The sequence below is a fragment of the Treponema primitia genome (assembly GCF_046533075.1).
Lineage (GTDB): Bacteria > Spirochaetota > Spirochaetia > Treponematales > Breznakiellaceae > Termitinema > Termitinema primitia_B.
The window spans coordinates 32,456-45,933 of record NZ_JAJQRB010000050.1 but is presented as its reverse complement, the minus strand read 5'-3'; the positions used below and the strand labels follow the sequence as shown (position 1 = coordinate 45,933).

General features: G+C 51.8%; 10 protein-coding genes. 2 read left to right on the top strand and 8 right to left on the bottom strand.

Going from position 1 to position 13,478, the window contains the following annotated elements; all coding sequences use genetic code 11:
- Positions 1 to 113 precede the first annotated feature (113 nt).
- Positions 114 to 1,058 carry a methylenetetrahydrofolate reductase gene (locus LQZ19_RS10585; RefSeq protein ID WP_411047640.1) on the bottom strand — a complete coding sequence of 315 codons (945 nt, stop codon included), beginning with the start codon at positions 1,056 to 1,058 and terminating at the stop codon, positions 114 to 116.
- 59 nt (positions 1,059 to 1,117) lie between these two features.
- The gene (locus LQZ19_RS10580) at positions 1,118 to 1,888 is read right to left on the bottom strand and encodes a carbon monoxide dehydrogenase accessory protein CooC (protein ID WP_411047639.1); all 771 of its coding nucleotides are present in this window, start codon (positions 1,886 to 1,888) and stop codon (positions 1,118 to 1,120) included.
- Between the two features lie 114 nt (positions 1,889 to 2,002).
- Between LQZ19_RS10580 and LQZ19_RS10575 the strand changes: the two genes are divergently transcribed.
- On the top strand, positions 2,003 to 3,400 hold the full coding sequence (locus LQZ19_RS10575) for a bifunctional folylpolyglutamate synthase/dihydrofolate synthase (protein WP_411047638.1): 1,398 nt from the start codon (positions 2,003 to 2,005) through the stop codon (positions 3,398 to 3,400).
- Positions 3,401 to 3,410: 10 nt separating this feature from the next.
- Here LQZ19_RS10575 and dinB read toward each other — a convergent pair whose 3' ends face one another.
- The 3 genes from dinB to LQZ19_RS10560 form a co-directional block, all read right to left on the bottom strand.
- Positions 3,411 to 4,592: a DNA polymerase IV gene (gene dinB, locus LQZ19_RS10570; RefSeq protein ID WP_411047637.1), complete on the bottom strand. Its 1,182-nt coding sequence runs from the start codon at positions 4,590 to 4,592 to the stop codon at positions 3,411 to 3,413.
- Positions 4,593 to 4,610: 18 nt separating this feature from the next.
- Positions 4,611 to 6,434 (bottom strand): methyl-accepting chemotaxis protein, encoded by a 1,824-nt coding sequence (locus tag LQZ19_RS10565; protein WP_411047636.1) that lies wholly within the window; start codon positions 6,432 to 6,434, stop codon positions 4,611 to 4,613.
- 84 nt (positions 6,435 to 6,518) lie between these two features.
- The gene (locus tag LQZ19_RS10560; protein WP_411047635.1) at positions 6,519 to 7,661 is read right to left on the bottom strand and encodes a DNA adenine methylase; all 1,143 of its coding nucleotides are present in this window, start codon (positions 7,659 to 7,661) and stop codon (positions 6,519 to 6,521) included.
- A 169-nt stretch (positions 7,662 to 7,830) separates the two neighbouring features.
- Between LQZ19_RS10560 and LQZ19_RS10555 the strand changes: the two genes are divergently transcribed.
- A complete protein-coding gene (locus LQZ19_RS10555; RefSeq protein ID WP_411047634.1) occupies positions 7,831 to 9,576 on the top strand; it encodes an SUMF1/EgtB/PvdO family nonheme iron enzyme in 1,746 nt (581 codons plus the stop codon).
- 15 nt (positions 9,577 to 9,591) lie between these two features.
- Here LQZ19_RS10555 and LQZ19_RS10550 read toward each other — a convergent pair whose 3' ends face one another.
- The 3 genes from LQZ19_RS10550 to LQZ19_RS10540 are packed head-to-tail and all read right to left on the bottom strand — an operon-like array spanning position 9,592 to position 13,470.
- A complete protein-coding gene (locus LQZ19_RS10550; protein WP_411047633.1) occupies positions 9,592 to 11,274 on the bottom strand; it encodes a nucleoside kinase in 1,683 nt (560 codons plus the stop codon).
- Positions 11,267 to 12,727 carry a nicotinate phosphoribosyltransferase gene (locus LQZ19_RS10545; RefSeq protein ID WP_411047642.1) on the bottom strand — a complete coding sequence of 487 codons (1,461 nt, stop codon included), beginning with the start codon at positions 12,725 to 12,727 and terminating at the stop codon, positions 11,267 to 11,269. The genes LQZ19_RS10550 and LQZ19_RS10545 overlap by 8 nt, the downstream gene beginning before the upstream one ends.
- Positions 12,727 to 13,470, bottom strand: a complete 744-nt coding sequence (locus LQZ19_RS10540) for a nicotinamidase (RefSeq protein WP_411047632.1) — start codon at positions 13,468 to 13,470, stop codon at positions 12,727 to 12,729. The genes LQZ19_RS10545 and LQZ19_RS10540 overlap by 1 nt, the downstream gene beginning before the upstream one ends.
- Positions 13,471 to 13,478 lie beyond the last annotated feature (8 nt).

Sequence of the window (13,478 nt, the reverse complement as noted above, 5' to 3'; positions counted from 1 at the left end):
CCGAACCGATAAACTTCTTCACCGCATCTGCACCTTTTGCCATTCTGTTACTCCTCAACTTTAGTACTATTAGCCCTGATCAGGACGATACGCCAACGGCGCAACCACACATCTTACTTACACAACGAGACGAGATTACCATCGTTAACGATTTTGGCAACCTTTTCCGCTTTGTTGAGCGCATAGAAGTGAACGCCCTGAAGATCGGTCTTCAAATAGCTCTTTACTTCGTTGATTGTGTATTCCATGCCGTATTTTTCAAAATCCGCCGCGTATTTTTTGGTGAGATCGTTGTACTGTTTGAGGGTTTCTTCGGAAGAACTCTTGGGCGGGGGCGGGGGCGGACTGTATTGGCCGACGATCCGTGAAAGCTCTACCGGTATGGCGCCGGGAATGGTCATGTCGATAGCGTTTCTGCGGGAAAGAATCGGCATAATGCCAATAACAAAGGGGAGTTTGATACCGGCCTTGCGGCACTGGGCGACCCACTTTTCATAGGCGGGGATATCATGACAGGTCTGGCACATAACAAGTTCGGCGCCCGCATCCTGTTTCGCCTTGAGGTAATTGATGTCGCTCTCAAAGCTGGGAGCAAGGAGATGCCTTTCGAGATAACCTGCGGCGGCAAAACATATTTGAGGGAATTCCTTGTGCAAAAAACTGATAAGCTGGTTTGCGTGCTCAAATTCGCCGCCGGTGGAGGACATGATGTCCCCGGTGACCGGATCTTTCTGAAAATCGCCGCGCATGGCAAGACCATTTTCAAGCCCCATGGCCACATATTCCGCAAAAATTGTCTTTAATTCGGCGGCTGTTTTCCCAATACACGTAAAGTGGGTTACACAGTTGACCTTGTGGTCAACGATGTATTTGCAAATTTCCTTTGACTCGCCCACATTGGTGCCCATGGCGCCATAGGTACAGCTAATAAAATCCGGCTTTAATTGGAATAATTGGTCCAACTCCTTTTGCAGCTTAGGAATACCATCTTTTTCTTTGGGTGGAAACACCTCAAATGATAGGGTCTTCTTGTTTTTCAGAATCTCCGCTACTTTCATCTCCCGCTCCTCTCTTTTAAACTTTAAAAACAGGAAAAAATCCCGTTGTTTACAAAATTTTATATTCCCAGCTTCTGTATGATCTCCCCCAGCGCCTTTTTGATAGGGGAATCCTCCGGCAGAGTAACCAGGGCTTTGCCGTCGGCATCGTACTTGTACACCGAATCGTCCATGGGGATCACCCCGATAAGGGAAAGTTTCTGTTCCGCAATTTCGTCCAGAAGCCCCTGCTCCAACTTCCCCCCCGGGGCGCGGTTCACGATGAGGCAGACCTTGTTGGCCTTAAAATCCAACTGTTCTATCATCTCGGCAATGCGGCCCGCAGCCTGTATGCCCCGCCGGGAACAGTCGCTTACCAGGAGTATCAGATCCACCGGGGGTAAAATTCCCCGGCTGATGTGCTCCAGCCCCGCTTCGTTATCTACTATTAGATAGTTGTAATTCTGATAGTACTTCTGAAGCTGATCCCGGAGGAGATCGTTGACAAAACAATAACAGCCCTTACCCTGGGTCCGGCCCATGACCAGCAAATCGTAGTTATCCAACTCCACCAAGGCGGCGCTGAAGCGGAAATTAGCGTATTCCAGCTTTGACATCCCCGGTGGTATGGGGTTTTTTTCGGCAAATTCCGATTTGGCAATTTCTTCGCGTATATCCCCAAGGGTTATGGTTGTTTCTACCCCCAGGACTTCATTCAGATTAGAATTTGGGTCGGCGTCCACCGCTAGGATGGGGCCCTTCCCCGCCTGGGCGAGGTAATTCAAGAACAAACCACAGAGCGTGGTCTTTCCCACACCGCCTTTCCCAGCCATGGCAATGCTATAAGTCATGTCCCTACTATACTGCCGCCCGGTTTATCTGTCAACCGCTTATCGAGCTTTTTTTATATATATATTTCCGATCAGCCTTGACGGTACGGCCTTTTTAGGTTTTATTCTATAAATATGAGTCTTTCATTTAAGTCCTCCAAAGAGGTATTCGACTGGCTAAACCGGTTTGTAAACCTTGAGGCAGGCCAAAAACCCAGCAGCTTCCGTCCCGAGCGGATGGAACTTATCGCCGCAGTAGCGGGACACCCCGAATTGTGCGCCCCCTCTTTCCACGTAGCGGGTTCCAAGGGCAAAGGCTCGGTTACGGGGATGCTCAGCTCGATCCTGGAAGCAGCGGGGCAGCGGGCCGCCCAATACGTATCGCCCCATGTAGCGGATTTTCGGGAACGGATAAGCCTTACCCGCGCTTTTCTTGACGAAAAGGTCTACATTGAGGCGGGGAATGAGCTGCGGAACCTGACGAATACCCTGGCGGATACATCGAAGGACGAGTACCGTATCTTTACCGGAAATGCCCCGGACGATGCCCCCCCCACTTACTTTGAACTTTTAACCCTGTACTTTTTCCTCTGCGCCCGGATTGTCCGCTGCGACGCCATGACCGTGGAGACCGGCATGGGGGGCAGGCTGGACCCCACCAACATTGTCGATCCCCTTGTCTCGATAATCACCATCATAGAGCTGGAGCATACGGAATTTCTGGGCAATACCATTACTGAGGTGGCCTGGGCGAAGGCGGGGATCATCAAGCGCGGGAAACCGCTTATCCTGGCGGAACAGTGCGAGGAAGCCCTGGCGATTTTCCGGAAGACCGCGGCGGAAAAAAATTCCCCCCTATTATATTTTCCCGACATTGCGGAAATCAGGGATCTTACGATCCGGGACGGCGGTACGGATTTTACCCTGTCCTTTAAGACCGGGGGATTTTTCTCCGAGCCCCTTAAACTAAGCGTGGGCATACCCGGCGCCGTGCAGGCCCTGAACGCGGGGCTTGCGGTTATCGCCCTTAAAACCGCCTACCCTTTCCTGGACGCGGAAACCATACGCCGGGGGCTTAGCAACTTTACCCTGCCTGCCCGGTTTGAAAGACTGGGCGCCGGAAACCCGCCGGTAATTATTGACGGGGCGCATACGGAAAAAAGCGTGGAACTCTGCGTGAACACCTTTACTGCGCTTTACGGCGAAGGGGGCATACTCATCTTCGGGTGCGCCGCCGGGAAAAATGCCGAAGCTATGGCAGCGATACTGACGCCCCGATTCTCCAGAATTATCATCACCACCCCGGGGACCTTCAAGATAAGCGACCCAAAGGGCGTCCACGAAGTATTTGCGAAGGAACTGCAAAGACAGGGCAGGACGGCCGCTTCCGCACCGGAATTGCTGTTTATACCGGAAACAGCAAAGGCCATAGACTACGTTTTGGAAGAAAGCCGGAAGAAAGACCTGCCTGTTTTAGGGACGGGGTCGTTTTACCTGGCGGCGGAGATACGGGCACGGTTCAATGCAGACTAGAAGGATAGATTCATTCCTCCCCATCGTCGGCCATCATGGAGCGTCCCCTTCGTAACGCTGCGTTGGGGAACTTCTTGTTGATTTCCAGGATATATTTTTCCAGGTTCCGTTCCTTTTCATTGACCGTATCAAACAGTTCTCCCTGCCGGGGGGCGTTTTCGGTTTCCAGATTCAGGAGCCCCGCGCCAATGAGCCGCACACCCCTGCCGCTTTTGTACTTTCGGTGAAATAAAACGGAAAGATGGTCAAATAGTTCGTCTATGGTCCCAACCGGGCGCGGAAAAGTTTCCCTGGCGCTTTCGGTGGAAAAGTCTTCGTAGCGGATCTTTATGGAGACTGTCCTGCTCTGCCAGCTTTGATTCAAAAGGCGGAACATAAGGGTTTCACAAATTTCAAACAGGGTGGTTTCTATGGTAAATGCATCGTAGAGATCATAGGGGAAGGTACGTTCGGCGCTCATAGAATGGGTTCCCCGCTCATCCTCAAAGGCTTCTGCCGCCTCTCCACGGACCGCGCGGTACAGAAAAAGACCGAAGGCTGACCCGAAGATGGACCTCAGGTTTTCTAAAGACAGACGATGAATGTCTTCGCAGGTTTTAAACCCATACTGCCTGAACTGTTCCTGGGTTTTGTTTCCGGCGCCCCAAATCTTACCAACCGGAAGGGCGCGCATAAACCTATCTTCCTCCCCGGGAGCAATAACGGACATACCATCCGGCTTAGACATGCCCGAGGCAATTTTGGCGACATACCTGTTGGAAGCAAGCCCCAGGGAAACCGTAAGCCCGGTCTTTTCCCGAACCGCCTCCTTAAGTCTCGCCCCAACATGCGCCGGAGGGCCCAATAGTTTTTCGGTGCCGGTAATATCCAGGAAAGCCTCATCCACAGAAATCTGCCTGACATCGGGGGCAAAATCCGCAAAAACCGCCATGACCTCCGCCGATTTTTCCCGGTAGCGGTTCATGTTCCCCCGCAGGTATATTCCCTGTGGGCAGAGCTTATACGCCTGGGCCACGGGCATGGCGGAGTGGACCCCGAATTTCCGCGCCTCGTAGGATGCGGTGGACACCACGCTGCGCCGGTCCCCGGGAAGGCCCCCCACGATGACGGGCTGTCCGCAGTATTCAGGATGGTCCAGCTGTTCTACCGAGGCGTAAAAGGCGTCAAGGTCCGCGTGGATGAAGTAGGACATAGGGCGAAATAAGTTCCCCTACTCCACCTTGAACCGGGCAAGCTCCGCAGTCAGGGTGTTGATGTGTTCCTTGTTGTCCCCGCTGATGGTATTTACCCGGTTTATCGCAATATTGATCTGATCCGCTCCGGTGGCCATTTCATTTACGCCGTTGGTTATTTCCTGGGTTACCGTTTCCAGGTTCCGGCTTTCGTTGATCACTTCCTTGCTGCCCGTAAACATCTCCTGGGCACCCTGCTTTACCTGCTGGGTGATGTCGTTGAGCTTGGCGATGGCGTCCAGGATCTGCTTGCTCCCCTGTCCCTGCTCCTCCATGGCATTACGGATCTGCGACTCCTGATCCGATACGGTCCTAACCGCCGCGTCTATGGCGCCAAAACGGTCAAGAACGGTGTTTGTCGATTTTGTTATCTTGTCTATGGCGTCTTTTATCTTTTTAAGGGTGTCCGAGATGATCTTGGACTGCCGGCCTGAGTTTTCCGCAAGTTTACGGATCTCGTCGGCCACCACCGCAAAGCCCCGCCCCGCCTCGCCGGCGTGGGCCGCTTCAATGGCGGCGTTCATTGAGAGCAGGTTGGTCTGGCTGGCGATGTTCTGCATCACCGAGTTGATCTCCAGGAGGCCCTCGGACTCCCTGGCTATTTCCTGAATATCCGCAGAAACACCCTGGAGCCCCGTACGGCCTACCTCGGAAGCTGCGGTTAGTTCTTCTACGTTTTCAGCATTCCGCTTTAAAGTCGCCGTAACGCTCTGAATATTGGCAAGCATCTCCTCAATGGCCGATGAGGATTGGGCCACACTGCCGGTCTGTTTTTCCACCTGGCTGCTGAGCTTTTCAATGTTGATAGTTACCTGCTCCATGGTGGAACCGGTCTCGGTTACCGAGGCGGATTGGTTTATCGCCTGGCCCTTGATACTTTGGATGTTGGCGGTGATCTGGTTTATCGCCGCAGCGGTTTCGGTCATGTTGGCGGCAAGTTCACTCCCGATATCCGAAAGTTTTATAGAATGTTCCTTTATGGCAACGATCATGTTCCGTATCTTGTCCAGGGTTTGGTTAAAAAATGATGCCAGGGTTCCAATCTCGTCCATCCGTTTAATGGTGATGCGCCTGGTTAAATCCCCCTCACCTTCGGATATTTCCTTAAGGATGGCGCTCACCACTGCCAGACGCCGGAAGATCCTTCCCATAAATACGAAGGTAATCCCAACGCCGATGGCGGATAAAACTACCGCCAGGATTATCTGCCGCAGGGTCTGTCCTTCTATCATTTCAATGAGGCTTTCCGCTTCAAAGTCACAGCCGACGATCCCAACCATATCCCCCCGGGAATTGAGGATGGGGGCGTAGGTCGATATCATCCAGCCCCACTCGGCCTGCTGGGTCATACCGCTGCTCTGGGCAAGTTTGGTCTGCCAAGTCTTCTCAAAGGCAGGATCGTAGCTGGTGGTGTCCTCCTCAAAGCCAAGGGGGGTAAATTTTTCCGTATCAGTCGGGGGAGCGCTCCCGTCAATTATGTACCGGTAAATGCTGCCCTCTGCGGGCGCCATGGTATACAGAAACTCGGCCACCGTGTCTTCCTTTATCGCAAGCAGCTTGAGCCGGACTTCCTCATAAAAGGGATCATGCGCATCCAGGGTTTTGGTCAGGCGCTCAAAGGAATCCCCATCGATCAGAGCGGCAGCCTTGTCGGTAATGGTGGTCCCCTGGCCAATAAAGACGGAGGACGCCACAGACATGCTTTCCCGCAGGGCCATAATCGTGATAATTGCGCTTAGGGCTACAATAAAAATTGCAAAAAATACGACAAATTGGGTTTTTAGGGATATGATCTTTTTCATACAAGCTCCTTGATTATGAAATTTTACCATTTTTTCACGGTTTTTGGAAGTGGGAAATGCTCTATAATTATCTTTGCCGGCCATTTATTTCTCCAATAAATATAAATACTCTTTAACGTGGATGTCCCTATTGTCTAAATTCCGGCTTCCCCTGAAGGTATTATATTTTGTTTCCAGGACTTCAACCTTTCCTATTTTGTTTAGCATGGTTTTCATTTCATCCAAACCAATAAACCCCTCGGAGTTGAACGAAATTAAAACAAACTTGGCCTTGATATTGGTAACCAATTCGGTTAAGGATGCTAACGCATGGTTTTCTTTATTATAATTCGATCTATTCCAATTTTCGGGAATGCCGGATATCTTACTGGTACTTTCCGGGTATTTATAATCAAGTATTAAATTTAGCATAAAATAATTTGAGCCATAGGGGTGTTGATTGTAGGGCGGGTCCAAATAGGCAATGTCTGCTTCCGGCACGGTGTTTATAATTATATTGGAATCGCCATTACAAATAAGCGCATCGGAATAATAATTACTAAACACCGGAAAGGGTAGGACAATATTTCCCGTTATGCGAAAGAGGGCATCCCGGTTTTTACCGCCAAATTGACCAATCCCGTTTTCTTTATTTTTATAAAATCCCTTGAATACCCCGGAGGTATTCGCGTGTATTGAAGCCTCTGACAATAATGGGGCAATAAAATATTTTTTGTATTGCGCAGGAATACTATCAATTAATTGCCGTGCAGTATCTATATACATAGCGTTTCTAACGGTATAAAAAACCCTGTCTTCCGGCTGAATATTTTTTTCATCCCTTGGAGCATACAGGCCGGAAATTAAGCCTTTTATCAATTTTTCATTATTTAAACAATGGGTAATTTCCGTATACAGTTTTCGTAATTCTGCAATATTTAAATCATCCCCATTTGATAGATAACATTGGTTAATAAGGGTTGAATATTTCTCCAGGTCATTGACAATAAGCAGATCGGAATATTTCTTGAAATACCGGGATACAATGCCTGAACCGCTAAAAACGTCAAACATGGTTAATTTTTCTTTATGTAATTTGTTTTGAACTCGTTTAACTCCTTCCCCGATAAAATCCAGCAAAGAACGTTTGTTCCCTATGTAGGTTATTAATTGTTGGGTCAAAAAAGCCTCATTTTCGCATAGGGCTTCCTGAATTCCGTTATCTATTAACCGTAACTGACCATACATATTTTTAACTATATCCTATTTCACGATTTAATAAAGTCCTTTTTAGGTGGTATTGCGGCCATTCCTTCTTACAAAACATCACCGGTGGGGTATTCTTGGGAATGCCCGGCAGCAACCCCGGTCCGCTTTCCTATTGTATCCCCCCGGCCATACGGGTATACTTCATTTTATGAAAGGTTCAGTCTTTCCCCGGCTTGTTCCGTGGATGCTGTTGTGGTCAATCTCCTTTCTCCCCGCCCAGGAAACAAACCGGCGTTATGCCCTGGTTATCGGTAACAGTGCATATCAGCATGTGGATCAGCTGGTTAACCCCGCCAACGATGCGGCGGATATTGCGGCGAAGCTGCGCAGCCTGGGCTTCCAGGTAGACCTGCGGCTGAACGCGCTTAACGCCGATATGGGCAGGGCTATTGCGGATTATACCCGGCAGCTTTCGGTAAACAATAATAACGAAGGGTTTTTCTGGTATGCCGGACACGGTCTTCAGATTAACGGTGAAAATTATCTCCTGCCGGTTGATATCGACGCCCAGGACGATGTGGCGGTGATGTACAATTCCTACCCATTAAACAGGCTGCTCCTGTCCCTGGAACAGAACGCCCGGAATAAATTGAATGTGGTGGTCCTGGATGCCTGCCGGGATAATCCCTTCCGCAATTTAAGCGGCGGAAGGCGGGGCATATCCCGGGGGCTGGGAACGGTGGAACATCCCCCGCAGGATCTTTTTATCATGTTTTCCACCGCCCCGGGGACGGTGGCCGCCGACGGGGAGCAGGGCAAACGGAACAGCCCCTTTGCGGAGGCCTTTTTAAAATACATGGACAGCACAGAGATCCTGCCGGTTATGGCGTCCCTGGTTGCCCGGGAAACCCTTCAGCTTACCGGCGGAAAACAGCGGCCCTTCCAGAACGGGAGCATCGTTAGTGATATTTACTATTCACTGAATCCGCAAACCCCTTCCCGAACCACCTCCATTCCCGCCCCGGCGCCCAGCCAGCCGGCAGAAACGCTGCGGCTCAACACCCTTTCCGCCCAGGTCCCTGAAAGGCCCGCGCCGGTTCCGGAAAACTTTGTCCGCATAGCCGGGGGGACCTTTATGATGGGCAGCCCCGGATCGGAGCCGGGCAGGGATGATGACAACGAAATCCAACACCGGGTCAATATCGGTGATTTTTATCTAAAGGCACGGGAAGTAACGGTGGGGGAATTCAGGGAATTTGTAAGCGCATCGGGGTACGCTACCACCGCAGAAACATCGGGTGGCGGGGAGGTCTTGAACTTCCGGACCAATACCTGGGAAATACGGGCGGATGCAAACTGGAAAAACCCCCGGATCGAACAACGGGATAATCACCCCGTAGTAATGGTAAGTTGGTTTGATGCGGTTAACTACTGTAACTGGCTGAGCGCCCGGGAAGGCCTTAGCCCGGCCTATGTCATTAACGGGACAAGGGTAAGCCGGAACCGGAACGCTCAATCCGGAACAGCGGGGTACCGGCTGCCTACGGAAGCGGAATGGGAATATGCCTGCCGGGCAGGGAACAGCGCAGCCTATACTACGGGCGGCGCCCTTAGTGCGGAACAGGCAAACTATAACGGGAAACTCAACAGCAATAACCCTAATGGACTCTACCGCGAAAGGACGACCCCGGTGGGAAGCTTTGCCCCCAATGCCTGGGGACTCTACGATATGCACGGGAATGTGTGGGAATGGTGCTGGGACTGGAACGGCGATTATCCCGTCGGCCCATTGGCGCAGGACCCCGCCGGCCCCGAGCTGGGTACGGAGCGTATAAACCGGGGCGGCGCCTGGTCATCCTCCGCAAGGTCCCTGCGTTCCGCCTACCGGTCCTTCAATACCCCGGTTACGAACGGTAATAACCTGGGCTTCCGGATAGCCCGCTCAGCGGAATAAACAATAGAATAATTTTCAGTACTCAAATTCACTGTCGCCGATAAACTCCCGGAGTATGCTCTGTCCGGGCACATACTGGGGCGGGATGGGGGCGAAGTTTTCCAGAAAAGCCAGGAGCCGCACCGTTTCTGTGTATTCCGGCATATTGGGTTTAACCCTGCGGAGAAGGGGTTCGGCGATAAACTTAAGCACCGCAAGCTCATAGTCCAGGGCGGAGTTAAAAACCATGTCGGCCTCTCCCTGGAAGGGGAAGATGTGTTTCCGTTCCCCGGACTGAACGCTGGGCCACATCCTGATGGTTGCCGCGGCATCCTTGCCCCGGAACTGATAGTCCCGGACTATGCGCCGCAGGAGACGGTTGTCGCTGGTGGGGATACGGTTATGATCGTCCAGGTTAAGCTGGGTAAGGGCGGAAACATAGACCTTAAACTTATTGTCCTGATCTATCCGGGATGTCAGGGCGTCGTTAAGGCCGTGGATGCCCTCAATGATCAGCACGGATCTTCTGCCCATGCTGATCCGTTTACCATTTCCCTTTGCCCGGGGCCGGCCCGCAACAAAATCAAAACCGGGGAGTTCCACTTCCCCGCCGTTAAAGAGGGTTAAAAGCTGTTCATTCAGCAGGGGAACATCCAGGGCTTCCAGACATTCAAAATCCGGCCGGCCATTTTCATCCAGGGGGGTCTTATCGGTACCCACATAATAATCGTCCAGGCTGATGGCAATGGGATCTATGCCCAGGACCTTAAGCTCAATGGAAAGCCGCTTGGCGGTAGTGGTTTTCCCGGAGCTGGAAGGCCCGGCGATTAACACGGCCTTAACAGAATCCCTACGCGTATAGATACTGTCGGCGATTGCGGCGAGCTTTTTTTCCTGGAAGGTTTCGGCAATGCGGATATATTCCCGGATAGTCCGGTTGGCAACAAGACCGTTAAGATGTCCCACCGCATGGACCCCGATGATGCGCCCCCACCGTTTGTATTCATGGTACACCGAAAAAAGCCCGGGCTCGTCCTTAAAGGGATCGATTTGAGGAAAACGGCCAACTCCGGGGAAGCGGAGAAGAAACCCTTCCTGGTAGGGCAGAAGCTCAAAAACAGAAAGTATACCCGTATGGGAAACCAGGGGTTCAATGTAGAGATCCGAAAAACCATTACACTGATTAACCCGTATCCTGGGTTCACTGCGCTGTTCCAGGAGCATCCTGGTATCGGTCTGTTTGTTCTTCTCAAACTGCTCCAGGGCATCCGTATAGGCCATGTACCGGCAGCTAATGGGAATATCCTCCCGGATCAGCACATTCATTTTTTCTGTCAGAGCTTTAATTTCCCCGGCCGAAGATTTTTTTTCGTCCGCAAAGGTATAGTAGTAACCGTTTCCCAGAGAATGGCCTATCCGGAGACTCCGGCCGGGAAAGAGTTCCTGTCCTGCCAAAGCCAGGAGAAAGGCCAGGGAGCGGCGGTAGATCATGGCGCCTTCGGTACTGTTTGGAAAAATTGGTTCAAGGACGGCGTTAATCTCTATCCGTACCGACAGAGGAAGTATCTGGTTGTTAATCTTAACCGCCAGTATCGCCGCCCCCGGAAGAAGTTCCGAAAGCAAATCCGCCACCGAAGTTCCTGAAGGAATGCGGCGGGGAGTAACGGCTGTACCGGCCTCTTCATTGGGGTTAATAAAGCGCAGTTCTACTTCATTCATGTTCCGGCCGTAAATCCCCCAGGTATTCTTGTATCAAATCCAGCTTCAACTGCCGCAGCTCTTCGGTGATAGAAACTTTGTAGATGTGGGGGTTAAGGAGCCGCTTGTAGCTGTTGTCAAAGGTTTCCAGTTCCGCCTTGGTATGCCGGCGGATCTCCTCCAGGGAAGGCTGGGGCGATGTTAGCCCGCCATTTTCCAACCGGAGTTTGAGCAAGGGTTCCGCAACCCCATCCAGGGTATGATAGAAATGGCGATAGTCCGCCGAGGGATGCCAAAAAACATAGCGGTTCCCCCGCTTCGGGGATTTCGTTAAGCTATCGTTCTCCAGGCTCAATACATCCGCCACGGACATGCCCTGGCTATCCCTGAGCCGCCAAACCTGTTTGAGTCCGGGGTTGGTGGTCTTCTCGGGGTTGTCTGAAAATTTAATAGTAGGTATCGGCTTTCCGGAAGCGTCTTCCCGGACGGTCAGTTTATAGACCCCCGTAAATGCCGCTTCATCGCCGCCGGTAACCATCCGGGTCCCCACTCCCCAGGAATTGATGGGCGCCCCCGCATCGGTGAGGGTCTGGATGATGCTTTCGTCCAGATCGTTGGAAACAGAAATCCTCGCGTTGGTAAAACCCGCCTCATCCAGGAGCCTCCGTACCTGAACTGAAAGGTAGTGAATATCCCCGGAATCCAGGCGGACCCCGAAATTCTTCCCCTTCGCCACCACCCGTTTGCCCACCTTAATTGCGTTAGGCGTCCCGCTTCGCAGGGTATCGTAGGTGTCGATAAGAAACACCGGGAATTCGGGGTAGATATCCGCATAGGCCTGGAATGCCTCTTCCTCGCTGGGAAAAGCCATGATCCAGGAATGGGCCATGGTTCCCAGGACGGGAATACCAAATTCCTTGCCCGCAAGCACATTGGAGGTACCGGCGGCGCCGCCGATAAATGCCGCCCGGGAAGCGGACATGGCGCCGTCCGGACCCTGGGCGCGGCGGAGACCAAACTCCATCACCGAGCCCTTACCCGCGGCAAGCCATACCCGGGCGGTCTTGGTGGCGATAAGGCTCTGGAAGTTGATGATATTGAGGAGCATACCCTCGATGATCTGACATTCGATGAGCCCGCCGGAAATGCGAATTAGCGGTTCCTGGGGAAAGATAACCGTACCTTCGTCCATAGCCCAGAGAGACCCGGTAAACCGGAAATCCCGGAGATAGTCCAAAAAGGGCTTCTCAAAAAATTTGAGGCTTTCCAAATAGTCGATATCTCCGGCGGAAAAGGAAAAATTCTGCAGCGTTTCTAAAAGAGGGCCCAGGCCGGCAAATACGGAAAACCCACCGCCAAAAGGATGACGGCGGAAGAACATCTCGAAGACCGCCCGCTTGTCCATTTTATTTTTCCAATAGCCCTGGGCCATGGTGAGGGAATAAAAATCCGTAAGCAGGGCCGAACTTATCATCACAAAATTTCCTGGGTTGTTATGAAGGAAATACCTGCGCCCCGCATAAGGCTGGTGGCCTGGTTCACCGAACCTTCCGGCACATTTACCCCAGAGACCGCATCGGAAAGGACCACCACCTTATACCCCAGACGCACGGCGTCCATGGCGCTGTAGAGGACGCAGTAATCCGTGGCGAGCCCGCCGATAAAGATCTGTTTAATATCCAGGCCTTTCAAAAATCCATCCAGTCCCGTTGGTGTGTACCGGTCATTTTCAAAAAACACCGAATAGGAATCCAGATTCTCCCGGGAGCCCTTACGGATAACTAAATTCACATAGTTCAAATTGAGCTCATCATGAAACTGGGCGCCCTCACTGCCCTGGATACAGTGATCCGGCCACATGACCTGCTGTATCGCCGGGAGAGCATATTCTTTTATCGGGTCCCGTCTGTGGATCCCGGGGCTTTGAACCGATTCCGGAACAGGAAGGAGAATTATCTCATTCACCTTTTTACCCGGGTGGGAGGATGCAAAAGAATTGTGATGAGCCGGGTGCCAATCCTGAGAGGCAATAACCTTCTTGCCGTCATGGGCAAATTTTTCTGCCGCCCGGTTGAGGGGTTCAATTACTTCATAACCCCGGCTTACCGCCAAGGCTCCGTCGGGTCTTTGCTTCCCATTCTTCCCGGTATAGGCAGGACAAAAATCGTTCTGCACATCAACCATTATCAGGGCGGCTTCCCCAATGTCGATAGCCATAAATTCTC